This is a genomic window from Bacteroides intestinalis DSM 17393, from assembly GCF_000172175.1.
Lineage (GTDB): Bacteria > Bacteroidota > Bacteroidia > Bacteroidales > Bacteroidaceae > Bacteroides > Bacteroides intestinalis.
Genome location: NZ_ABJL02000008.1, coordinates 2,108,516 through 2,133,274, shown reverse-complemented (window position 1 = coordinate 2,133,274; position 24,759 = coordinate 2,108,516). Strand labels below are relative to the sequence as shown.

Here is a 24,759-nt window from a genome sequence, read left to right as displayed (position 1 = left end):
CAATATCTAATTGACATCCCGTTTTTTAATTTTAATGAGAAACAACTTTTAAACCGATGATCGAACCGATCAACGTTACAATGAAAAGTAATCTCCATACGGTAGCAGGCTCTTTGAATATCAGTATGCCTGCTAATACAGTTCCCACTGCACCTATTCCTGTCCATACGGCATAAGCCGTACCAATAGGCAGGGCTTGGGTTGCTTTTATCAGTAAAAACATACTGATACTCATCGATATTAAGAAACCGGTGAACCACCAGTACATTTCACTGCCTGTTGTTTCTTTTACCTTGCCCATGCATGATGTAAATGCTACTTCGAACAACCCGGCTACAATCAAATATATCCAACTCATAACTTTTATTTTTTGTGTGCAAAGTTCATGAATTGTTTTGACTTGTTATTTAACAAATGATAAAAAGTGATTTACCTGAATTTGGCCCGGATACGGCTTAAGCTGACTTGGGTGATGCCGAGATAAGAAGCTATATAGCCTAATTGTACTCTTTGCAACAGATCAGGAGTGTGATTCATCAGGTCCCTATAACGTTCCAGAGATGTTTTGAATTGTCTGCCGATAAATCTTTCCTCTGTTTTTAGCAGTTCCTGTTCTGCAAATTCTCTTCCCCAATTAGCAATGTGTATGTCTTTGCCGAATAGTTCATGCAAGGATTGTTTCTTCATTTCATATAGTTCACATTCTTCCAGAAGCTCTATATTTTCATAGCCTCTTTGGTTGGATACATAGCTTTTCATTGAAACTACTGTGTCGCCTTCACGTCCGAACCAGAATGTAATCTCGTTGTCAGCTAACTCTGTATAAGCGCGGACAATACCTTTCTTGATGAAATATACCTTGGTTTCCACTTTATCTGCTTTAAATAAAATGTGTCCTTTGGGATAAGTAACCTCAGAAATAATCTCTTTTAGCGTATTCTTTGACGCTTCCGGGAGTTTGCCTATATGATCAATAATCTGATTTATATCCATATGAGTACTGTTTTATATCTTTTTTTCATGGTGTCCGATTCATACCTGAAACATATCAAGTCCGTACCTTCTCCGTATAAAGGTACCTCTGAGTGGAGAATGTACGGAGCAGGTACGGACTTGATACGGTTCGGGTATGGAGTTGATAGGGTGAAGAAGTGGTTAAACCTATAATGGCCCTATGGGGTTATCTTCTTCTTTTTAATCCTGCCCGTATTCTGCTCAATGACTGTGGAGTAATGTATAGATACGATGCCAGGTGTTTCAATGGAACATATTGCAATAATTCCGGGTTCTCTTCCATCAAGGTTAGATAACGCTCTGTGGCACTTGGAGTACTATATGACAATGTGTAGCTGTCAATGAATAGAATTTCCTGTTCAAAGATTTTCCGACCGAAGTTGGATAACTCTATGGAACTATTGAAGAGCTCTTCTAAATCCGGTTTGGCAATACAGTAAGCAGTACTTTTATTCACAGATTCGATGTTTACCTGTGAAATTTCATTATTGACATATCCCCAGGATGAAAAGCCTATTTCACCTGTTCCGGCAAACCAGAGAGAACTTTCTGTTCCGTCTATCATATAATAAGCACGCCAAATACCTTTCTTAAGAATGTAGAAGTTGGTATTCCGTTCTCCCTCTTTCACTATTAACTCTCCTTTGCCGAAATGATATTCTGTCATGTGTGACAAAAGTTCATGCAGGCTTTTTTCCGGAAGTCTGTATCTTTGGCAAAATTTCTTTATCATCGTTTCCATGTGGCAAAGATACTATATTTTTTTGCGCTCCCTTTTCGCTTTTATATAAATGATAAGAATGAAAAGGGTGGTTAGTAACTCTGCTAAGGGAGTTGCCAGCCAAATACTCGGATTACCAAAGAGCAGGGGAAGTCCAAAGAAGCAGGCCGTTAGTAGGACGAACCCACGTAATAAGGTAATGATAGTAGCATAGCGTGCCCGTTCCACACTTTGGAAGTATCCGATAGATACGATATTGATGGCAAAGAAAATGAAGCCGGTAGCATACAAAGGAAGCCCCTTACTGGCTATCTCATAGGCCGGATAACTGCGGTCGATGAACATGGAAACAATCTCTGAGCTGAACAGGGCGGTTATGAAGGCAAAAATAGTACCGCAACCGACAGCTGTTTTCAGCGCCAGCAAGTAGGCACGGCGGACGCGAGCTGTTTCATGTAGTCCGTGGTTATAGCTGATAATGGGCTGGGCAGATTGTGCAATGGCATTGTACACCATAAATATAATAGGAAAGAAGTAACATGCGATGCTGAACGCTGCTACACCTTCTTCCTGCAAATAATGGATAAATACGATGTTGCCGACGAACATCATACAGGCAATAGCTACTTCGCACAGGAATGCAGAAGACCCCAGACGGCACATGTATCCTATGTTACGGCGGGTCAGCTGCATACTTTTACGAGTGAGTTTTACAGGGTAAAAGCGTAAGGCACATTTGCGACGGGAAAGGTAGATGACTATTATCAATGCACCCACTGTAGTACCGATAGCGCTGGCTATGGCTGCACCGAACATACCCCATCCGAAAGGGAAGATAAAGAGGTAATCGAGAATGATATTCAGAATGGCAGCCACCACATTGCACATCATAGCAAAGTTGGGTGAACCGTCCAGACGCAGGAAAAACATTCCCGAATTAAGCAGGGCGGTAAATACCGAGAATGGAACAAACCACAGCATATACTCTATAGCCAGTGGAGCCAGGCGTTCGGAACCACCTAAAAGATGCACTACCTGTGGAGCAAATGAACAAAATAATGTAGAGGTGCCTATCAGTAATAGTGAAGATACAGCTATAGACTGTGTGATATTGATGCGGGCAGCTTTTACTTTTCCGTGTGATAAATGAATAGATGCCACAACAGATGCCCCTACACCAAACATTAATCCAACACCAGTGGAGAATAACCAGAGTGGAGCTACTATGTTTACTGCCGCCAGGGCATCACCGCCGATACCTTTTCCAACGAATATTCCGTCCGTAATGACAAATAATGCAGAAAATATCATTCCCAGTACGGTAGGGAGTAATAGTTTGCGGAACAGTGCCGCGATGTCTGTGTTTTTAAAATCAATGCTATCTCTTTCCATATTATATTAGTTACAAGCTACAGGCTGCGAGTTACGAGTGGCTGCGCTATGATGCCGAAAGGCACTTGTCGCTTGTAGCCTGTCACTTGTAGCTCTTAGCTTTTTCGCCGACAAAAGTAGTGCTTTTGCATGAAGGAGCGATTAACAAATGGTAATTTTCGACAGAAAAAAGCAGTTGTATTCTGCCAAACTGACAGCCTTTCTGCCAACCTATAAAATTACAACCTCTCTGAACATTTTGGCACGACGTTTGTCTTTTTATTGGCGTCTGCTGCAGAGGCAGGCGACTGAAACTTGAATAATAACAAATAAAATATTAAAGATCATGGGAAAAATTATTGGTATTGACTTAGGAACTACAAACTCTTGCGTTTCTGTATTCGAAGGAAACGAGCCTGTAGTAATTGCAAACAGTGAAGGAAAGCGTACTACTCCGTCTATCGTAGCATTCGTTGACGGTGGTGAGCGTAAAGTGGGTGACCCTGCAAAACGTCAGGCTATCACGAACCCGACAAGAACCGTATCCTCAATCAAACGTTTCATGGGTGAGACTTGGGATCAGGTTCAGAAAGAAATTGCCCGTATGCCTTATAAGGTTGTTAAGGGTGACAACAACATGCCGCGTGTAGATATTGACGGACGTCTTTATACTCCGCAGGAAATTTCAGCTATGATTCTTCAGAAAATGAAGAAAACTGCTGAGGACTATTTGGGGCAAGAAGTTACAGAAGCTGTAATTACCGTTCCGGCTTACTTCTCCGATTCTCAGCGTCAGGCAACAAAAGAAGCCGGCCAGATTGCCGGTCTGGAAGTGAAACGTATCGTGAACGAACCGACAGCTGCTGCTTTGGCTTACGGTATCGATAAAGCGAACAAAGATATGAAGGTTGCCGTATTCGACCTTGGTGGTGGTACATTCGATATCTCTATCCTTGAATTCGGTGGCGGTGTATTCGAAGTATTGTCAACAAACGGTGATACTCACTTGGGTGGTGACGACTTTGACCAGGTAATTATCACTTGGTTGGTAGATGAATTCAAGAATGACGAAGGTGCCGACCTGACTCAGGATCCGATGGCTATGCAACGTCTGAAAGAAGCTGCTGAAAAGGCTAAGATTGAATTGTCTTCTTCTACAAGTACTGAAATTAACTTGCCGTACATTATGCCGGTAGGTGGTGTACCTAAGCACTTGGTTAAGACTTTAACTCGTGCTAAGTTCGAAGCTTTGGCTCACACTTTGATTCAGGCTTGTCTGGAACCGTGTAAGAAGGCTATGTCTGATGCTGGTTTGAGCAACTCTGATATCGACGAAGTAATTCTTGTGGGTGGTTCTTCACGTATACCGGCTGTACAGAAGTTGGTTGAAGATTTCTTCGGTAAAGCTCCTTCTAAAGGTGTAAATCCGGATGAAGTAGTGGCCGTAGGTGCTGCCGTACAGGGTGCTGTGCTGACGGACGAAATCAAGGGTGTGGTATTGCTGGATGTTACTCCGCTGTCTATGGGTATCGAAACTCTGGGTGGTGTAATGACCAAGTTGATCGATGCTAACACTACTATTCCGTGCAAGAAGAGCGAAACATTCTCTACTGCTGCTGATAACCAGAGCGAAGTAACGATCCATGTATTGCAAGGAGAGCGTCCGATGGCTGCTCAGAATAAGTCAATCGGTCAGTTTAACCTGTCAGGTATTGCTCCGGCTCGTCGTGGTGTTCCTCAGATTGAGGTAACGTTCGATATCGATGCTAACGGTATCTTGAAGGTATCTGCTAAGGATAAGGCTACAGGGAAGGAGCAAGCTATTCGTATCGAAGCTTCCAGCGGTTTGAGCAAAGAAGAAATTGAAAAGATGAAGGCTGAAGCTGAAGCTAATGCAGAAGCTGATAAGAAAGAACGTGAAAAGATTGATAAGCTGAATCAGGCTGACTCAATGATCTTCACTACTGAAAATCAGTTGAAAGAATTGGGTGACAAGCTGCCGGTTGACAAGAAAGCTCCGATTGAAGCTGCTTTGCAGAAACTGAAAGATGCTCATAAGGCACAGGATCTGGCTGCTGTTGATACTGCTATGGCAGAACTGAATACTGCATTCCAGGCTGCAAGTGCTGAAATGTATGCACAGAGCGGTGCTCAAGGTGGTGCTCAGGCTGGTCCTGATATGAATGCCGGACAAGCTGGTGGTGCTCAGGATACTGCTAAGCATGGCGACAACGTGCAAGATGCAGACTTCGAGGAAGTCAAGTAAGTTTGGTAGATAAACGAATAATATATTGTAAGAAAAGAGTTGTAAGTTAACTACTTACAACTCTTTTTTTGTCTATATTCGATTGAAAAGTTGTAATTTGTTTATTGAAATTTGGTACTTATTATATTTTTAAAGTATGCGAGATATTTTAGGTCTACAATTTCGGCTAACTTTAAAAACTAAGTATCTTTGCAAAGTACGTTTGGAAAGGTTACTTTTTAAGTATCTTCTTTTTCATATTTGTAGCGAATCCTTTTGACTTAAAGAATATTCATAACCTTAAAAAGAAAAAAACATGAAGAAATTACTCAATGACTCTGGGAAGTTGAAGGCATTATTGTTTGCTTCCTTCCTATGTTTTATGCTACCTTGTCTGTCAGCGTATGCAGTAGAAGAAAACTACACCGGAATAACGCAACAAGAAACTTTAATTGTTGACGTGGTGAAAATCAATCCGACTACGGTTGATATCTTGTTTTCCAACCACCAGCGTATGACGCTCGACTTTTATGGAGAAAATATTTTCAGAGTGTTCCAGGATAATTCGGGTGGGATGCTTCGTGTCCCGGAAGCAAAGCCTGAAGCTAAAATTCTTGTGGACCAACCACGTAGGGGTGTATCTCAATTGAATATTAAAAATAATGGTGACTTTTTCTCGATTACCAGCGGAAAAATAAAAGTAGAGTTTGATAAGAGTACCGCATTGATGAAAGTCATAAACCTCAAAACTGGTGTTACTGTACTGGAAGAGGCTGAGCCTGTTCTTTTTGATAAAGAAAGAGTTATCTTGAAACTGAAAGAAAACCTTCAGGAGTATTTCTATGGAGGTGGTGTACAAAACGGCCGTTTCTCACACAAAGGCAAGACCATCTCTATTGAAAACCAAAATAGCTGGACAGATGGAGGAGTAGCATCTCCCAATCCGTATTATTGGTCAACAAATGGCTACGGTTTGATGTGGTATACCTTTAAAAGAGGGGTTTACGATTTTGGTAGAGAAGAAAAGGGTATTGTGAAATTATTCCACCAAACAAACTATCTCGATATCTTCATTATGGTTAATGATGGTACCGTATCCTTGCTGAACGATTATTACCAGTTGACAGGTAACCCCGTACTGATGCCGAAATTCGGTTTCTATCAAGGACACCTGAATGCCTATAATCGTGACTATTGGAAAGAGGACGAAAATGGTATTCTGTTTGAGGATGGGAAGCGTTACAAAGAAAGTCAAAAAGATAATAGTGGTATTAAAGAATCGTTGAATGGAGAGAAAGATAATTATCAGTTTTCGGCGCGTGCTGTAATAGACCGCTACAAGAATCATGATATGCCGCTGGGGTGGCTGTTGCCTAATGATGGTTATGGAGCCGGTTATGGTCAGACGGAAACGCTGGACGGTAACATTCAAAACTTGAAGAACCTGACAGACTATGCTCGTAAGAATGGTGTGGAAATTGGTTTATGGACACAGTCCGATCTTCATCCAAAAGAAGGTATCAGTGCTTTGTTGCAGCGTGACATTGTAAAGGAAGTGAGGGATGCAGGCGTGCGTGTACTGAAAACCGATGTTGCTTGGGTAGGTGCCGGATATTCCTTTGGATTGAATGGTATCACAGACGTGGCACAGATTATGACTTACTATGGTAATGATGCCCGTCCCTTTATTATTTCCCTTGATGGCTGGGCGGGTACGCAGCGCTATGCCGGTATATGGTCGGGCGATCAGACAGGAGGAGTCTGGGAATATATTCGTTTCCACATTCCTACTTATATAGGTTCAGGGTTGTCGGGTAATCCTAATATCTGTTCTGATATGGACGGTATCTTCGGAGGAAAGAATCCGGTAGTCAATACCAGAGACTTCCAGTGGAAAACCTTCACGCCCATGCAGTTGAATATGGACGGGTGGGGAGCCAATGAAAAGTATCCTCATGCTTTGGGCGAACCGGTCACTTCTATCAATCGATGGTATTTGAAACTGAAATCAGAGATTATGCCTTATGCTTACAGCATTGCCAAAGAATCGGTGGATGGCCTGCCTATGATACGGGCTATGTTTTTGCAATATCCCAATCCCTACACATTGGGTAAGGCTACGCAATATCAGTTCCTCTATGGACCCTATTTCCTGGTGGCACCTATTTATCAGGCTACCAAAGTAGATGAGCAAGGCAATGATATTCGTAATGGTATTTATCTCCCTGAAGGAGAATGGGTAGATTACTTCTCCGGTGAAGTATATCAGGGAGGACGTGTTATTAATAACTATGCTTCACCACTCTGGAAATTACCTGTATTTGTGAAGAATGGAGCTATTATTCCTATGACACTCCCTAATAATAATGTCAGCGAAGTAGACAAAAAACTGCGTATATATGAACTCTATCCCTGTGGACAGAGTACATTCACTGAGTATGACGATGATGGAGTGACTGAAGAATACCGCTTGGGTAAGGGTGTAAGTACATTGATTGAATCTAATGTCAACACTAAAGGTGAGGTTATAGTTACTATTCATCCGGTTCAAGGTGATTTTAATGGTTTTATAAAAGAAAAGGCTACTGAGTTCAGGATCAATGTTACTGAAAAGCCTAAGAAGATTTCGGCAACTATTGGCAAGAACAAGATTAAACTTACAGAAGCAAGCAGTATGGATGAGTATCTTCAGAAAGAAAATGTTTACTTCTACGATGCCCAGCCCAATCTGAATCGGTTTGCTACCAAGGGTAGCGAGTTTGAAAAAGAAGTTATCACGAAGAATCCACAGCTTCTCGTCAAGTTGGCTGCTTCCGATATTACGTTAGCTCCGACACTATTGAAGGTAAACGGGTTTGTATTTAAACCGGCGAATAACTATCTGGTAACCTCAGGTTCGCTGGTTGCTCCAAAGGCACAGGTAACTGATGAAAATACGGCTGCCTACACCCTGAAGCCTACTTGGAATGCAGTACAAAATGCAGACTATTACGAAATAGAGCTTAATGGTATGACCTATAGCACTATCAAAGACACAGAACTGTTATTTGATGGTCTGAATGTGGAGACTACTTATGACTTTAAGATACGTGCTGTGAATAAAGATGGATATTCCGATTGGTCAACTTTTAGTGCTACCACCCAAAAAGATCCGTTGGAGTTTGCTATACATGATATTGTGGGTGAAACTACTGCTGACAACCAGGGCCGTTCGCTTCGCCGTCTGTTCGATTTTGAAGAAGGAGAGTTATGGCATACCAAGTACAATGAAAAAGCAGTTCCCTTCGACTTGGTTATGGACTTGAAGTCTATCAATCAGGTTGAAAAGTTCCACTACTTGCCTCGTGAGAATGCAGGAAACGGAACGTTGCTGAAAGGTATCGTTTATTGTAGTATGGATAAGGAGAATTGGACTGAAGCAGGAACCTTCGACTGGAAGCGTGATAATGAAGTGAAAGTATTCACCTTCGCTGAAGCTCCTACCGCTCGTTATATCAGGATGAGTATTACCGAGGCTGTAGGTAATTATGGTTCGGGACAAGAGATTTATGTCTTCCGGGTGCCTGAAACGGAAAGTTACCTGCCCGGCGACATCAACAATGATAAGTGGGTTGATGAAAACGACTTGACCTCTTACATCAACTATACAGGGTTGAGGCGTGGCGATGCGGACTTTGAAGGATATATCAGCAATGGCGACCTGAATCGCAACGGTCTGATAGATGCCTACGATATCTCTGTTGTTGCTACGCAACTGGATGGTGGTGCTGACGCCGTGAGAGGCGAGAAGGTTGAAGGAAAGCTTGACATTAGTACACCGAAACAAACTTATGCCAAGGATGAACTCGTTGAGGTATTGGTGAAAGGTACTGGCCTACGTTTTGTAAATGCCCTTAGTTTTGCATTAGCTTACGATCCTGCCGACTATGAATTTGTAGGTATACAGCCATTAGGTATGAAAAACATGGAAAACCTGACAAATGACAGGCTTCATACCAACGGTACCAAGTCGTTGTATCCCACGTTCGTAAACATCGGGGAACACGAGTCGCTTGAAGGTGAGAGCAACCTGTTTGTCATTAAGCTTAAGGCCAAACGGAAAGTTTCCTTCAAACTGACAGCAACAGATGGATACCTGGTAGATAAGTTGCTGAACGTGCATACGTTTTAAGAAGAAACGAATGATAGGATAGAAGAAGGTGTATCAGGGAGTGCTTGGTACACCTTTTCTCAAATAACCAAACTCCACGTTGATTGAGTCCACGTTGCCGATGTGATTTCTCTAACTCTATTTCCGTAAAAGTTTCATTTTTCTTCCAAAATCTGTAGGGTTTTTCTTTTCCGGGCGATCTTATAAGTAGAAAACAAGAATTGTTCACCTTTAAAATCATACGAAGATGAAAAAGTTAGTTGGAATTACAGTTGGGTGGTTGATGGCATTTTTGCTATTGGGTATTTTACCTTTGTGGGCACAGGAAGAGGCCGGAAACTATTTCACTATCACGGGAGTGGTGAAAAATAAGGATAATAAGAGAAAACTGGAGAATGTGAATGTATCTGTTCCCGGTACGAACATCGGAACCGTTACGAATGCGGATGGTGTGTTTTCTTTGAAAATTGGGGATACAGAAACTATTCAGGGGTTGGAAGTTTCACATATCGGATACTTGAATTCCCAGGTTTCCTTAAAAAATAAGAAAGATATATCTGACCTTACCATTTGGATGATTCCGGCTCCTAATCTGCTGAGTGAGGTTGTAATCTTTGGTAATAATGCCCGGGCACTTGTGGAAGAAGCCATAAAGAAGATTCCGGTGAACTATTCGCCCGATAAGAGTTTACTGACCGCATTTTATCGGGAGACAGTGCAGAAAAGACGCCGTTACATTAGTGTATCGGAAGCTGTGATAGATGTTGCTAAAACAGCATATAGTGACCGTGAACCCTCCAATGACAAAGTACAGATACAGAAGGGACGTCGTTTGCTAAGTCAAAAAACAAGTGATACGCTGGCTGTCAAAGTAGTGGGCGGACCTACTCTTTCCATTTATCTGGATGTTGTGAAGAACGGGGATGCACTGCTGAGTCCGGAAAATCTGAATTACTATGATTTCCAAATTGAGGAACCTGTGAATCTGGATAACCGTATGCAATATGTAGTTAGTTTTCGTCCCAGAGTCAGTTTGATGTACGCCTTGTTCTACGGGAAACTCTATATTGATTTTGAGAAGCTGGCATTCACCCGTGCAGAGTTCTCACTGGATATGCAGAACAGAGTGAAGGCGGTAGAAGCTATTCTCCATAAGAAACCCCTTGGGTTACGATTCAGACCGCAGGAAGTCTCCTATTTGGTGACATATAAAGAGCGGAATGGGAAAACTTATCTGAATTATATACGAAATGAAATCCGCTTTAAGTGCGACTGGAAAAAGCGTTTATTCTCTTCCGGCTATACAGTATTCTCTGAAATGGTGGTGACAGATAGAAAGAATGATTTCGCAACTATTCCCAACAAGAAGGCTTTTAAAGAAAAACAGGTATTCTATGATATGGTAGATGTATATTGGAATGAGGACTTCTGGAAAGCATATAATATTATTGAACCCACAGAGTCTCTGGAACATGCAGTGAGCAAATTGAAAAAACAATCCCGTTAGATTTCAGATAGTTTTTCTTATATTTGGAGATCAACAATAATTCCCGGATATGCTGAATGAACTCTTCATACTGACAAAAATAAAAGAGGGCGATATAAAGGCGTTCGAGGAGGTCTTCCGCCGTTACTATTCCTCTCTTTGCTGGTATGCCGCAGGCATTACGGGGGAGATGGAAGCTGCCGAGGAAATAGTGGAGGAACTGTTCTACGTGTTTTGGAAGGACCGAGAGCATTTACAAATTTTCCAGTCTGTAAAGAGCTATCTGTATACAGCTGTTCGCAATGAAGCTCTACAATATTGCCAGCACAAGGAAGTTAAAGAGCGGTATCGCGAGTATGTATTGGCAGGAAATGTCCTAGAACAGAGTTCTGATCCTCACAGGCTATTGGAATATGAAGAGTTGCAGAGATTGATTCGCCATACTCTTGATAAATTGCCGGTACGCAGGCTGCAGATATTCCAAATGCATCGTATGGAAGGAAAGAAATATGCGGAGATTGCTTCTTCATTATCTCTGTCCATTAAGACAGTAGAGGCCGAAATGACGAAAGCGCTCCGTACCCTACGAAACGAAATAGATAATTATATTCTTACGAAATGACTGAAGTGAATAAAAATAGGACAAAGACGGATGAGGCATGGGAACGGTTGTATGCCCGTTTGAATAAAGACCGCCTGCTCGTAGAGGCAGGGCAGGGACGGGCGGTGCGTCGCAAACTACTTCTGAAATGGGGGACACTGGCGGCTGCCGTAATTGCCGGTTTTGTTTATCTGGCATCTGCTTTATGGTTCGTGCCGGGAGGTGAGGTGGAAAATCTTAATCTGGTGACGCAGGAAAACCGTGAAGCATCCATGTTGGTTACTACGCTCGAAGATGGCTCTGTGGTATATCTGGCTCAAGAGAGTACTTTGCAGTATCCCGAACATTTTGCTACGGATAAGCGGGAAGTGAATTTGCAGGGAGAAGCATTCTTTGATGTAGCGAAGAATCACGAACAAACCTTTCTGATTGAGACAGGGAAGGTACGGATAGAGGTGCTGGGTACGGCTTTCAATGTACGCAGTCATGAGGATGATTTTTTCCGGCTATCCGTGCAGCGGGGCAGGGTGAAGGTCTCGTTGAAGCAAGGGGGACAGAGTGTGCTGGTAAGTGCCGGAGAAACCGTAACCTTACAGGCTCGACAATTGCAATTGAGTGAAACAGAAGATTCCGATGAGTTCAGACAGTATACAAAGAATATACGCTTCAAAGATGAATGTCTGGAAGATATTTTGCGGGTGGTGAATGCTGAAGCTCCTACTTTGCAGATACAGGTAGCATCGTCGGTCTTGAATAAACGGAAGCTGACTATTGAATTTGAAAACAACTCCCCCGAAACAGTGGCAGAACTCATTTGCTGGGCGTTGAGTCTGAAATATTCACGCGAAGGTGATAAACTGATTTTATCCGAATGATAACTTAATAATATAAATCATGAAACTTCATCGTTTCTTCATTCTCCTTTTAGGGCTACTCTTCATAACCTGTGGTATGAGAGCAGATGGGGGAGATGTGTTGGAACGTATGATCCGACTGCCCGGAATGAAAGGAACCGTATACTCCTTGTTAGGTAAAGTTTCGGAACAATCCGGTTACCTTTTCGTTTACGACAGCAAGGTAGTGAATAATGATATTGAGGTAAAGACAAAAAGGAAAAGCTGCACGGTCCGGCAGGCTATTTATGAAATCATAGGTGATAAGTCATTAGAACTTAAGGTGATAGGACATCACATCTTAATTCTGCCTCCTATGGAGAGGATTGTGGGGAAAAAAACTGCTTCGGAAGAACTACTTCCACTACCGGCTTATTTCACCATAACCGGAACTTTACGTGATAAAGAAACGGGAGACCCCGTTGTAAATGCATCGGTCATTCTTCAAGGCACTTCAATAGGTAATATTACAAATAAGAATGGGGAGTTCAGGCTACATCTGCCTGACTCCCTGAAAAGTGGCAATCTTTCTTTTTCCCATTTAGGGTATGTTGCACAAAATATTGAAGCAGCCACGCTGATTGGACGGGATAATGTACTGAGCTTGGAACCCAAAATAGTTCCTTTACAAGAAGTGCTGATCCGGTTGGTGGAACCCAGGAAGTTATTGCGGGAAATGGTGGAGCGACGCAAAGAAAACTATTCGTCAGCTCCCGTTTATCTGACTACCTTCTATCGGGAAGGCGTCCAGCTGAAGAACAAATTCCAAAGTCTGACAGAAGCTGTATTCAAAGTTTATAAATCTCCTCTGCAAGAGATTAATACATCCGATCAGGTAAAACTATTAAAGATGAGCCGGATTGATAATCGGGAGAGAACAGATAGCTTGGTAGCTAAGATTAGAGCCGGCATACAAGCTTGCCTGCAACTGGATTTTATTAAGGATCTGCCGGATTTCCTGTCGGTGGATGCAGAAGATAACCCATATGTATATACTTCGGGTGACATTACATTTATTGACGACCGATGCGTCAATGTGGTTTATTTTGAGCAGAAGCGGGAAATCAAGGCACCTCTTTATTGTGGAGCATTGTATATTGATTCGGAGAATGGAGCTTTGGTACAGGCTCGCATAGAGATGCAACCCAAGTACATCAAAGATGCTACGCGGATTTTTGTTGTCCGGCAGGCGCAGAAGGTGAACCTGACTACACAAAAGGTGGTATATACCATTTCGTATAAACCGTGGAATGGTACTTACTACATCCATCACATTCGTGGTGACTTATATTTCAAGATGAAGAGAAAACGTGTTTTCTTCAGTAATCCGACTTTGCATACTTGGTTTGAAATGGTGACTTGCTTGGTGGATAAAGAGAATGTGACCCGCTTTCCTCGTGCTGAGAGACTGCCTACACGTACTGTACTTGCAGATGAAGAATTCAGGTATGACGAACATTTCTGGGAAGATTTCAATATCATTCCACTGGAAGAAGAACTCAGTAAAATTATAGAGAAGGTTGCGTTAAAGATAGAAAAAACAGGTGCTGAGGAGGAATAGAATAAGCCGGATAATTGTAATTTTGCAGCCGGAATCAATAAGTATTAGTAGAAAGATGGAATTACCTAAAGACCCGATGATGCTTTTCAGCTTCATCAATATGAAATTGCGTGACTGTTATTCTTCATTGGATGAACTTTGCGATGATATGAATGTAAATAAGGAGATGATTGTAGGAAAATTGCAGTCTGCCGGATTTGAATATAATGCCGAGCATAATAAGTTCTGGTAAATTTATAGCCATTATTTCTTTTTCCGGTGTTCCTTTTTCAGATAGAAATTGAAGCCGGCATATATTTGCAACGTGCCGAATCCGTTGTTTAAGGAGAAGTTATCCCGATAATAGTCGTATGTCCTGCCTAGGAAAGAAGCACCTGCAAAGTACTTACTATTATTGTATACCACACCTGCCCGCAATATGAAATCAATATTGAAGTTCTTGTACCAGTCGTTACCTTCTTCCGCATCCTTTTCTATACGTGACGTTTTGTAGGCGATTGCCGGGCAGAGCGACAGGCAAGCCAGGCAGTTGCGCGCAAATACCCAGTTGTAGGCGTATCCAAAGTTGATACTGATATTGGTGTATTTGATGTGCCTGACTTTCATTCCGGGATTCATTGTTTCCTGAATAAGCTCAGGTAATTTAGTATAATCGAATTTTAGATTGTGGGTGGACACGGAAAGGCCGGCTATCAGTGAACCCGCATTTCGTCGTTGGTTGGTAGATTGACTGAAGGCTGCCGGATATGAGAAGTGTCGGTTGTTGAAGATATAATATAAGTTGAATCCCTTCATATTTACTTTCAGTCCATTGAAGTCTTCTGAATAGTTGGAAGGAATGCGGTCGGAAAAGCCCGTAACTTGGTGTATCTTGTAATCGTTACCCGTACGCCGATAGAAAAGATCCACTCCAAATTTCGAACTGTAGAGACTTAGGTCGAATTCTGTTCCCCTGTTTTTCCCACTTTTTTTTCCAAGGAGGCCATCTGTATCGACAGACCATCCTAAAAATATCCAGCGCCAACCGAAGTAAGCTCCTATTTTGTTGCGAGGGTTGGGGGTGAACCGGAGTCGTTGAGGTTCGGGAACAGCGGTACCTACGGAGTAATACTCGTAATTTGTGAAATGGTCGAGCATTAAGGCATAGTTGTAGCGATTAGGGCTTATATAAGTTGTATCGAAATCATTGAAATTAAGGAACTTTTTCATTGCTTTAATAAAAGTCCCCTGATGCTTCCCGGTGGTAAGACTATCGTGTACAGTGAAATAAGCCTCTTCGTTTTGGGCAAACAAAAAGAACGGTAATAATATCCACAGACAGAAGATGAGCCTCTTCAACATCAATCCTGCTTTTTAAAATTAATAATCCAATTTTCTATGCTATAAACAAAGCAAAAGAAGGAAGTACACTAGTTCTATTTGCGAATTTAACAGTTTTTTGGCATATATCCAATAATTTGGCGGGATTGTTTTGTTCTTTCCCGTTATGAGGTAAATGATAATTCATTGCATATTTCATCGGTTAGTAATTATACTTACAAAAAGCGAGTAGATGTCTTCCTTTCCCGCAGTTCTTCTTCCCACTCGTTGAGTGAACCTGATTCATTCAGTGACTGAATGCCTTTCAGTCACTGACTCATTGTACCCCATTCAGAAGGTATCAGGAAGGGGGTAGGGAAGGTGACAAGACAGGAAAGAAAAAAGATGAAAATTATACACAAAAAACGTGTCTTGATTCATTTTTTTCGGGATATGAACATAATTTCCCCTCCTGATTCGCATGAATAATATAAGTTTCAGAGGTTAAGCCGCCGCATCGCCACTTTTATCTCTTTTCGCTACGACGATTAAGGAAAATTGTAGTAGGTACTTATTCTTTCCACCATGGAGAAAGTTGCTTTCCATCACGGGGAAACTTTCTTTCCACCATGGTGGAAAGAAAGAAACTCCACGGTGGAAAGAATAAACGTTCGGATGGAAAAGGCTAACCGTTGGAAGGGAAAAAGCATAGGAATGCCTAAGAAAGGAGTTAGCTATTGCATTTAGTTCATTTCTGCACGGTTATGAACTAAAAAAACAGGGCAGTGGTGTATATTGTTTACAAAGGATATATGTTCTTAAAATAGTCGTATACTGAACCTAATTCAGTCGTATACTTAATAGGGCTTGGTTTAATGGTACTGATAATCAGAAAGTTACAAAAAAATATGTTGCTGTTGATAAATTCTGACAAATCTTTCACCGAATCGACTAATAGCAAGGAAGGATTATATTAATTATTAACACAACGAATCCCCCAAAGGTTAACGAAATCGTAGAGTCTATTAAAACATGTTGTAATATGTTGTAGTTCACCCCGAAAATTTGGAGATATCCCAGAAGTCCGTATCTTTGCAATGTGTTTTTCATAGTATTAGATTTAAGGTTAACAAAAGATTGGCTGTCTGGGATAGATAGCCTTTTTTTATACTTGGAAGTGAACTACATATCGGGTACTTTTATCTTTTCCGGATTTTCTTCCCGATACCTTTTGAAATCATTCTCTATTAAGTCTCTCAAATCTTTAAGAAACTCTTCGCTACACTCTTCTTTTGCCAAGGAATAATAGTATTCCAAAGTTTGTAATGCGAACTTATCTTTTCCAATCAGGGCAAATGCAGGAATCTCATTTTTAACTGCATTACGCACTAATACTGCTTGATCTCTCATAATAAACTATTTTTTTATGCAGAATCTATTATTCGGTATCACTCTTGAGAAGCGAATATATCTTCATATCCAGAATCTGGTTATTCTTCACAGCATTGCTTCTGAGTACTCCTTCACATTTAAATCCACTCTTTTCAAGAATCCGGCAAGAAGCGATATTATAGCTAAACGGCTCTGCAAAAATACGGAGGATATCGGTGTTGTTAAACACATATTGGCAGGTTTGTTTAATTGCACACGTTCCCAGACCTTTTCCCCAGAAAGATTCTGCTATATAATACCCCATTTCCGCAGTCCGCGAATGGATGTTATCTTTGCGAAACACACCAATGCTTCCCACTACTTTATGATCAGCAGTGATAGCAAAAGCAAAAACACTATTCTTATCAGCTTTCAGCATTTCATTGATATAGAATTTAGCATCATCCTCAGTATAAGGATAAGGCAGGCCATCCCGAAGGTTGTCTTGGATATTTTTGTTATTTAAGGTTGCTGCAAGTTCGGCAGCATCTTCCATTTTCCATTCTCTGATTTTACATTCCATATCTTTCTTTTTAAATTAGCCTGAAACAGGAGAGTTGGCGGCAAAGATAAGAAACTTTATTTTTAACCACTTCTTTAATAAATGCAAAATATGAACTTGCCGATTTAACTTCATCCTTTTTTCTGTTTCTAACCTAATAAAGCTAAGAAATTGAATGGATGATAAACGAGGATAAAATCCGGCAGGTATATGCTTCCGACCCGAAAAAGGGGTTTAAAATGCTGATGGATAACTTCCAGGTACCTATATATAATTATATACGGCGTTTGGTGGTATCACATGAGGATGCAGAAGATGTTCTTCAAGAAGTCTTTATCCGGGTATACCGTAATCTGGGACAGTTTCGTGGTGAAAGCTCGCTGAGTACCTGGATATACAGGATTGCAACCAATGAGAGTTTGCGCTTGCTGAATACACGAAAGGATGAAGAAGCGATTCCTGCGGAAGAAGTACAAGAAGAACTGATTGGTAAACTGAAAGCTTCCGATTATATTGATTATGAAAATGAATTGGCAGTCAAGTTTCAGGAAGCCATACTGAGTTTACCGGAAAAGCAACGATTGATATTCAACCTACGCTATTACGACGAGCTTGATTATGAAGAGATCAGCCGGATATTGGACAGCAAGGTCGATACTCTCAAAGTGAATTACCACTATGCGAAAGAAAAAATAAAAGAATACATCTTAAATAGATAGGACGATGAATAAAGAATTTGATTTTGACGATATAGGTAAAAAGACACCTTACCGCACTCCTGATAATTTCTTTGAGGATATGCAGCAGAAGGTAATGGAACGTACTTACGGTAGGCAACGCAGGAAACGCCGTTTACAGATAATGTTCTCTACTGCTGTAGCGGCTGCTGCAATACTGGCAGGGGTATTGTTTGTTCCGTCTTATTTACAGACGAGAGATGTACCTGCAGGAACTTCGGATATGTTGGCTGTGGATAGAAGCAGCAGCGATCCGGCTGATAAATGGATTCATGAACTGTCGGATGAGGAGTTGGAAGAGCTCGTCGACTTCTCTGATAATGACATATTTTTAAATTAGGTATTAATAAAAAACAAGAAGATTATGAAGACTAAGTTTATTTATGTAATGATGGCCGCTCTTTTGATTGGTAGCCAAACAATTTCTGCTCAGAACAAGGATAATAAGGATCAGAAACAGCGCCCTACTCCCGAGCAGATGATGCAGAGACAAGCTAATCAGATGGTAAAAACATTGATGTTGGATGACGCTACGGCTGCTAAATTTACTCCTGTTTACGAGGGTTACCTGAAAGCACTGCGTGAGTGCCGGATGATGAACCGCCACGAAAGAAATAGAGGAAACAATGCAGAAGCTAAACAAACTGCGAAACCTGTACCGACGGATGCGGAAATAGAAAAACAGATTAAGGATCAGTTTGCACAAAGCCGTAAGATCCTGGATGTTCGTGAGAAGTATTATAATGAATTCCGTAAGATTCTGTCTCCTAAACAGATTATGAAGATCTATCAGACAGAAAAGAGTAATGCGAATAAATTCAGAAAAGAATTTGATAGAAGAAAAGGTCAGAAGCACGGACAAGGAAAGCGCCCGGTGCATGGAAGACCTACTCCTGCTACTAAATAATACATTTTCATTAGACTACTTGATAGACACGAATGGGGCACAGGCATACATATTTGACTTTCCGGAACATACTATTTTATGTTGTTTTATTGTGGTCAGGTATGACTGCTAATGCTCAGTCCGGCAAAGGGAACTTTGCCGGACGTGTTGTTGATAAAGATACAAAGCAACCGGTAGGATATGCAGCGGTGCGTTTGCTAACTTTACCGGATAGTGCTTTTGTTACTGGTGTAGCAACGACGGATGACGGCAAATTCAAAATGCCGGTTGTCTGGCCAAAAGATAAGAAGTTATTTTTGGAAATCTCTTTCATAGGGTATACTACTTTTTCTAAGCCTATTCCCGCTTCATTCAGAGGTTCTTCGCAGAATTTGGGTGATATTGCGTTACTTCCTGATGGCTTTTTATTGAATGAAACGGTTATAGTGGGTAAAGCGCCATTAGCGGTTACTGAACAGGACACAACGGTTTTTAATGCTTCAGCCTATCGTACTCCCGAAGGTTCCATGCTGGAAGATCTTGTGAAACAATTGCCCGGTGGGGAAATTGATGGTGATGGAAAGTTGTTGATCCATGGAAAGGAAGTTAAAAAAATATTGGTAGATGGTAAAGAGTTCTTTACGGACGATCCGAAAGCCGCTTTGAAGAATCTTCCGGTAGAAATGGTGGAGAAACTGAAAGCTTATGAACGTAAATCCGACCTGGCTCGCCTGACGGGAATTGATGACGGAGATGAAGAAATGATACTTGACCTGGCGGTGAAGAAGGACATGAAGAAGGGATGGATGGATAACTTCATGGCAGGTACAGGCAATAAAGGACGGTATGAGCTTGCCAATACTTTGAACCGTTTTCGGGATAATTCCCAACTAACTATTATCGGTAATCTGAATAATACGAACAATCAAGGTTTCTCGGAGTTGCGGCGAGAGTCGTCGGCTGCCAGTGGGAATATTTTGAATAGGGTAGGGTTGGTTACTTCACATTCCTTAGGTATGAACTTCACTCGTGACTGGGACAGGGTAAAACTTCGTTCTAATATTCAATATGCGGGTACTGATCATTCGGAGGATGGCCGTACTACAGTAGACAACTTTCTGAGACAAGATAAATCAATCAGTCATAGCACCAACGATAATCATACGAAAAACCACAATCTGACGGCAAATGCTTATCTGGAATGGAAGATAGATTCGGTAACCAACCTGGTATTTCGCCCACAGTATCGCTATGTGGCAAGTGACAGGAGGAATGGAAGTTATCAACAGAGTTGGTCGGATGAAAGCTTATTGAATGAGAGAACTGCCTCTAATCTTTATGATAATTCCCAGTATAATCTGACTTTCATGTTACAGGTCAACCGTAAGTTCAGCCGTAAAGGGCGAAACCTGGCTTTGAAGGTGGATTATGGAACGAATGCTTCTTCGGTCGATAGGGAAAATTTTTCTACTACACATTATTTCAAGAATGATACGGAGAAAGTAGTCAACCAGCGTGTGGATGATGAAGGTGACGGTTATAATTACCGCCTGCAACTGGTATATGTAGAACCGTTGCCTAACCGTTATTTTCTTCAGTTTCGTTACAGTTATCAATACCGGGTGACTAATTCGGACCGTTTCGTCTATAACTGGGATGAGGCGATGGAGGATTTTGTAGTCGATTACGATTCCTTGGCAAGTAATAGTTTTGAGAGTCAATATAGTACCCATCTTTTCAATATGGCTGTCCGTACTTCCCGGAAAAAGTATAACTACAATATTGGTGTCGATCTGGAACCTCAAAAACTGGACAGCCGTTCTTTTCTGGATGAGGTTTCCAAACATCAAATGAGCAAAACGGTTCTTAACTTCTCGCCAACATTGAACTTTCGCTATAAGTTTTCCAAACGTACCCAGTTGCAAGCCATTTATAGAGGAAAGGGAAGACAGCCCAGCCTTCGTGATCTGCAGCCGGTTGCCGATATGACGAATCCATTGAATATCCGTATTGGTAACCCATCTCTGAAGCCTTCTTATACCAATACGTTTACATTGAATTATAATTCATACAATGTCAATCATCAGCGCAACATGGTGGTATCCCTTTTTGTGGAGAATGTACTTAATAGTGTAACAAACCAGGTCACATACGACAGTGAAACAGGAGGTAGAACTACCATGCCCGTTAATTTGAATGGAAACTGGCGAGCATCAGGCTCTCTTTCATTGAGTGGGCCTTTCAACAATCGCAACTGGCTGTTCCGCACCTATTCTTATCTGCAATATAGGAATCAGAATGGGTACACCACCCAGAATAAAGAAGAACCGATGAAAAGTTCCGTTCAGCATCTTACGGCGCGTGAACGTCTGCAACTTACTTTCCGTACCCGGCAACTCGAACTGAGTGCACGGGGAGAGGTATTTTATAATAATTCATATAACAATGTGAAAGATATGCGTACGGAAACATTCGATTATCAATTAGGAGGAGATTTACAGTATTATCTTCCTTGGGGATTTGAGTGTAGTAGTGATCTCACGTATTTTCTTCGCACCGGATATGGATATGATAGCAGTGGACGGAAGAATCTGATATGGAATTGCCAACTATCGAAGGCTTTCTTGAAAAAGAAACAATTACTACTGCGTTTTAAGTTTTATGATATTCTACGTCAGGAGATTTCCATGGTGCGTACTATTTCGGCTACTGCTATACGTGATGCGGATTATAATGTTTTGGGACGTTATTTTATGGTACATGCTATCCTGCGATTGAATATGATGGGGAAAAAGTAAAAAACGCAAAGTCTTGAAACTTCAGCAGGGTTAATTTGTTGTAGATACTCAAATTAATAAAAGAAAACTCTGAGGAATGTTTCAAAGGTTCAAAAACTTTAGAAAACTGAGGAAGTGGTATGTCGTGAAGCTGAAACTGGTTGACGCACGCCTGTATTTCGTCAGCATCTTCGTAGGATTGCTGACGGGGCTGGTGGCTGTTCCCTATCATTATTGCCTCTATTATTTCTTTAACCTGAGAAGTGAATTTTTTGCTTCCCGCCCGGAGTGGTACTGGCATATTCCTCTTTTTCTTTTCTTTTGGGCGATACTGATATTCGTATCCTGGTTGGTGATGAAAATGCCACTTATCACCGGAGGAGGTATTCCTCAAACACGTGCTGCCATTAATGGACGCATTACCTATAAACACCCTTTCATAGAATTGGTTTCTAAATTCTTCGGTGGTATTCTTTCGGTTTCAGCCGGATTATCATTGGGACGTGAAGGACCTTCTGTGCAAATAGGTTCGTATATCGGATGCCTTGTAGCGCGTTGGACACATATTTTGCGAGGTGAACGAAAACAATTGCTTGCTGCTGGTGCCGGTGCCGGTCTTGCCGCTGCGTTTGCAGCACCGCTGGCTTCTTCATTGCTTGTCATCGAATCCATCGAACGTTTTGATGCTCCGAAAACGGCTATTACTACCTTGCTGGCAGGTGTAGTGGCAGGGGCGGTGGCGAGTATGGTTTTTCCTATAAGTTCCTATCATCTGATACAAGTGGCCGAACCCGGTTTCTCTTTTGGAGTCCAGGTGAAGTACTTCTTATTGCTTGCAGTAATTATTTCTGTTTGCGGGAAACTGTATTCCATGATGATGGTGTCCTTTAAGCGGGTTTATGCTACGGTGAAATCTTCGGTATATATGAAGATGTTCTATCTGCTACTGGTCGCTTACATTATTTCCTTTATGCAGGTTAACCTGACGGGTGGGGGAGAACAGTTTCTTTTGGAGCAGGCACAGTCCGGCAGTCATGCGCAGATAATGTGGGTAACGGCAATGATGCTGTTACATTTCGGCTTTTCCGTAATTTGCGTTTCCTCCGGTTTGCCGGGCGGAAGTTTTATCCCTACCCTGGTCACCGGTGGATTACTGGGGCAGATTGTCGGTTTACTGGGAGTGGAATATGGAGTTATTGAACCGGAGAATGTCAGTTATGTGATGTTGATTTCCATGTCGGCTTTTCTGGTGGCTGTGATACGTACCCCTTTGACGGCTATCGTACTGATTACCGAGATAACAGGGCACTTTGAGGTATTTTACCCGTCGGTAGTAGTAGGCGGATTAACTTATTATTTTACAGAACTCCTTCAGATAAAACCTTTTAATGTGACGCTTTATGAGGATATGATCAATACTCCTGCTTTCCAGGAACAAAAAAGATATAAACTATCCATTGAGGTGATGACAGGTTCGTATCTGGACGGTAAACTTGTGGACGAGCTTTCTTTACCTGAAAACTGTACTATTATCAATATACACCGGGATGGTAAAGACGCAAAGCTCCCCGGAATGCGGTTGATTCCGGGGGACCAGGTTGATATTGAATTGGATGCACAGGACATTGAAAAGCTCTATGAGCCACTCGTTAGTCTGGCAAACATTTATTGATGAGGCGTCTTACGCCAGACTGCCTATTTCGTCTAGATTCTTCTGAATATCCTGATCGGTCAGTTCATAGTTCACAAGATCACCGGAGAGATATTTATCGTACGAAGCCATGTCAATCAGTCCGTGACCGGAGAGGTTAAACAGGATCACCTTTTCTTCGCCTGTTTCCTTGCATTTGTTTGCTTCGCGGATGGCAGCGGCAATAGCGTGGCAAGATTCCGGTGCGGGAATGATACCTTCGGCCTGGGCAAACAGACAACCGGCTTCGAATGATTCCAGTTGTTTGATGTCTACAGCTTCCATCAGACCATCTTTCAATAGTTGTGAAACGATGACACCTGCACCGTGGTAACGCAATCCGCCTGCATGGATATTGGCAGGAGCAAAGTTGTGTCCCAGCGTATACATAGGAAGCAATGGGGTATATCCGGCTTCATCACCGAAATCATATTGGAATTTACCGCGTGTCAACTTCGGGCAAGAAGCCGGTTCGGCAGCGATGAAACGTGTTTGTTTGCCTTCCAGAATCTTATGGCGCATGAATGGGAATGCAATACCGCCAAAGTTGGAACCACCACCGAAGCAAGCGATTACCATATCAGGATATTCTCCCGCCATTTCCATTTGCTTTTCGGCTTCTAGGCCGATTACAGTCTGGTGCAGAGCTACATGACTCAAGACAGACCCTAATGTATATTTACAATTCGGTGTGGTTTGTGCCAGTTCAATGGCTTCCGAAATAGCTGTTCCTAAGGAACCCTGATAGTTGGGGTGAGCTGTCAGAATGTCTTTTCCGGCGCGGGTAGACATAGACGGAGACGGTGTAACCTGTGCGCCGAAAGTCTGCATAATGCTGCGGCGGTAAGGTTTTTGCTCGTAGCTGATTTTCACCTGGTAAACGGCAGCTTCCAGGCCAAATAAGCGGGCTGCATAGGCCAGTGAGGCACCCCATTGTCCGGCACCGGTTTCTGTGGTAACGTTAGTTACTCCTTCTTTTTTGCAATAGTAAGCTTGAGGAATAGCAGAGTTTAACTTGTGTGATCCCATCGGACTCACACTCTCGTTCTTGAAATAGATGTGTGCCGGAGTACCCAATGCTTTCTCCAGTCCATAGGCACGGACGAGCGGAGTACTGCGATAATATTTGTACATTTCGCGTACTTCTTCGGGAATCTCAATCCATTTATCAGTCTGGTTAAGTTCTTGTTTACACAGTTCCTGAGCGAAGATAGGATATAGATCTTCGGCTTTCAGTGGTTGTTTGGTACCGGGATGAAGCGGAGGCATTGGTTTGTTTACCATATCTGCCTGTATATTATACCAATAGCGTGGAATTTCTTCTTCCGGAAGGAAAAATCTTTTTGTCTTGTTGCTCATAGTGGTTACTTCTATTAAAATTTACGAGGCCAAATG

The 24,759-nt window shown here is 41.9% G+C and carries 19 protein-coding genes and 1 pseudogene; 12 read left to right on the top strand and 8 right to left on the bottom strand.

The features are described from left to right. Window positions 1-31 precede the first annotated feature (31 nt). The 4 genes and pseudogenes from BACINT_RS18030 to BACINT_RS18015 form a co-directional block, all read right to left on the bottom strand. Entirely contained in the window at window positions 32-358 is a 327-nt protein-coding gene (locus BACINT_RS18030) for a DMT family transporter (RefSeq protein ID WP_007665635.1), read from the bottom strand. 71 nt (window positions 359-429) lie between these two features. Beyond that, the gene (locus tag BACINT_RS18025; RefSeq protein ID WP_007665632.1) at window positions 430-993 is read right to left on the bottom strand and encodes a Crp/Fnr family transcriptional regulator; all 564 of its coding nucleotides are present in this window, start codon (window positions 991-993) and stop codon (window positions 430-432) included. A 187-nt stretch (window positions 994-1,180) separates the two neighbouring features. Beyond that, window positions 1,181-1,756 (bottom strand): Crp/Fnr family transcriptional regulator, encoded by a 576-nt coding sequence (locus BACINT_RS18020; RefSeq protein WP_007665629.1) that lies wholly within the window; start codon window positions 1,754-1,756, stop codon window positions 1,181-1,183. Next, window positions 1,695-3,127, bottom strand: a pseudogene (locus BACINT_RS18015) (MATE family efflux transporter). Before BACINT_RS18015 ends, BACINT_RS18020 begins: the two are co-directional and overlap by 62 nt. Before the next feature lie 325 nt (window positions 3,128-3,452). On the opposite strand from BACINT_RS18015, the gene dnaK reads away from it, so the two are divergent. The 7 genes from dnaK (at window position 3,453) to BACINT_RS17980 (ending at window position 14,274) form a co-directional block, all read left to right on the top strand. After that, window positions 3,453-5,372 (top strand): molecular chaperone DnaK, encoded by a 1,920-nt coding sequence (dnaK, locus tag BACINT_RS18010; protein ID WP_007665624.1) that lies wholly within the window; start codon window positions 3,453-3,455, stop codon window positions 5,370-5,372. Window positions 5,373-5,667: 295 nt separating this feature from the next. Next, window positions 5,668-9,522 carry a TIM-barrel domain-containing protein gene (locus BACINT_RS18005; RefSeq protein WP_007665622.1) on the top strand — a complete coding sequence of 1,285 codons (3,855 nt, stop codon included), beginning with the start codon at window positions 5,668-5,670 and terminating at the stop codon, window positions 9,520-9,522. A gap of 226 nt (window positions 9,523-9,748) precedes the next feature. Continuing rightward, entirely contained in the window at window positions 9,749-11,008 is a 1,260-nt protein-coding gene (locus BACINT_RS18000; RefSeq protein WP_007665620.1) for a carboxypeptidase-like regulatory domain-containing protein, read from the top strand. 49 nt (window positions 11,009-11,057) lie between these two features. Then, window positions 11,058-11,609, top strand: coding sequence for an RNA polymerase sigma-70 factor (locus BACINT_RS17995; protein ID WP_007665618.1), 552 nt, complete (start codon window positions 11,058-11,060; stop codon window positions 11,607-11,609). Beyond that, window positions 11,606-12,463, top strand: a complete 858-nt coding sequence (locus BACINT_RS17990; RefSeq protein WP_007665615.1) for a FecR family protein — start codon at window positions 11,606-11,608, stop codon at window positions 12,461-12,463. The genes BACINT_RS17995 and BACINT_RS17990 overlap by 4 nt, the downstream gene beginning before the upstream one ends. Window positions 12,464-12,482: 19 nt before the next feature. Next, entirely contained in the window at window positions 12,483-14,042 is a 1,560-nt protein-coding gene (locus BACINT_RS17985; protein ID WP_007665612.1) for a carboxypeptidase-like regulatory domain-containing protein, read from the top strand. A 55-nt stretch (window positions 14,043-14,097) separates the two neighbouring features. After that, window positions 14,098-14,274 carry a DUF4250 domain-containing protein gene (locus BACINT_RS17980; RefSeq protein ID WP_007665610.1) on the top strand — a complete coding sequence of 59 codons (177 nt, stop codon included), beginning with the start codon at window positions 14,098-14,100 and terminating at the stop codon, window positions 14,272-14,274. Window positions 14,275-14,285: 11 nt separating this feature from the next. On the opposite strand, the gene BACINT_RS17975 is transcribed toward BACINT_RS17980, so the two are convergent. The 3 genes from BACINT_RS17975 to BACINT_RS17965 all read right to left on the bottom strand — a co-directional run bounded on the left by BACINT_RS17975 (window position 14,286) and on the right by BACINT_RS17965 (window position 17,295). Next, window positions 14,286-15,383, bottom strand: a complete 1,098-nt coding sequence (locus tag BACINT_RS17975) for a DUF4421 domain-containing protein (RefSeq protein ID WP_007665607.1) — start codon at window positions 15,381-15,383, stop codon at window positions 14,286-14,288. Between the two features lie 1,140 nt (window positions 15,384-16,523). Further along, entirely contained in the window at window positions 16,524-16,751 is a 228-nt protein-coding gene (locus tag BACINT_RS17970) for a hypothetical protein (protein WP_007665603.1), read from the bottom strand. Window positions 16,752-16,779: 28 nt separating this feature from the next. After that, a complete protein-coding gene (locus tag BACINT_RS17965) occupies window positions 16,780-17,295 on the bottom strand; it encodes a GNAT family N-acetyltransferase (protein WP_007665602.1) in 516 nt (171 codons plus the stop codon). Window positions 17,296-17,453: 158 nt separating this feature from the next. On the opposite strand from BACINT_RS17965, the gene BACINT_RS17960 reads away from it, so the two are divergent. The 5 genes from BACINT_RS17960 to BACINT_RS17940 all read left to right on the top strand — a co-directional run bounded on the left by BACINT_RS17960 (window position 17,454) and on the right by BACINT_RS17940 (window position 23,346). Further along, window positions 17,454-17,993: an RNA polymerase sigma factor gene (locus tag BACINT_RS17960; RefSeq protein WP_007665601.1), complete on the top strand. Its 540-nt coding sequence runs from the start codon at window positions 17,454-17,456 to the stop codon at window positions 17,991-17,993. 4 nt (window positions 17,994-17,997) lie between these two features. After that, the gene (locus BACINT_RS17955) at window positions 17,998-18,351 is read left to right on the top strand and encodes a hypothetical protein (RefSeq protein WP_007665600.1); all 354 of its coding nucleotides are present in this window, start codon (window positions 17,998-18,000) and stop codon (window positions 18,349-18,351) included. 24 nt (window positions 18,352-18,375) lie between these two features. Then, window positions 18,376-18,918: a hypothetical protein gene (locus BACINT_RS17950; RefSeq protein WP_007665598.1), complete on the top strand. Its 543-nt coding sequence runs from the start codon at window positions 18,376-18,378 to the stop codon at window positions 18,916-18,918. Between the two features lie 101 nt (window positions 18,919-19,019). Next, window positions 19,020-21,695, top strand: a complete 2,676-nt coding sequence (locus BACINT_RS17945) for an outer membrane beta-barrel protein (protein ID WP_007665597.1) — start codon at window positions 19,020-19,022, stop codon at window positions 21,693-21,695. A gap of 76 nt (window positions 21,696-21,771) precedes the next feature. Further along, window positions 21,772-23,346, top strand: a complete 1,575-nt coding sequence (locus BACINT_RS17940) for a ClC family H(+)/Cl(-) exchange transporter (RefSeq protein ID WP_007665596.1) — start codon at window positions 21,772-21,774, stop codon at window positions 23,344-23,346. Window positions 23,347-23,355: 9 nt separating this feature from the next. Here BACINT_RS17940 and BACINT_RS17935 read toward each other — a convergent pair whose 3' ends face one another. Then, window positions 23,356-24,723 carry a TrpB-like pyridoxal phosphate-dependent enzyme gene (locus BACINT_RS17935; RefSeq protein WP_044155106.1) on the bottom strand — a complete coding sequence of 456 codons (1,368 nt, stop codon included), beginning with the start codon at window positions 24,721-24,723 and terminating at the stop codon, window positions 23,356-23,358. Between the last annotated feature and the right edge of the window lie 36 nt (window positions 24,724-24,759).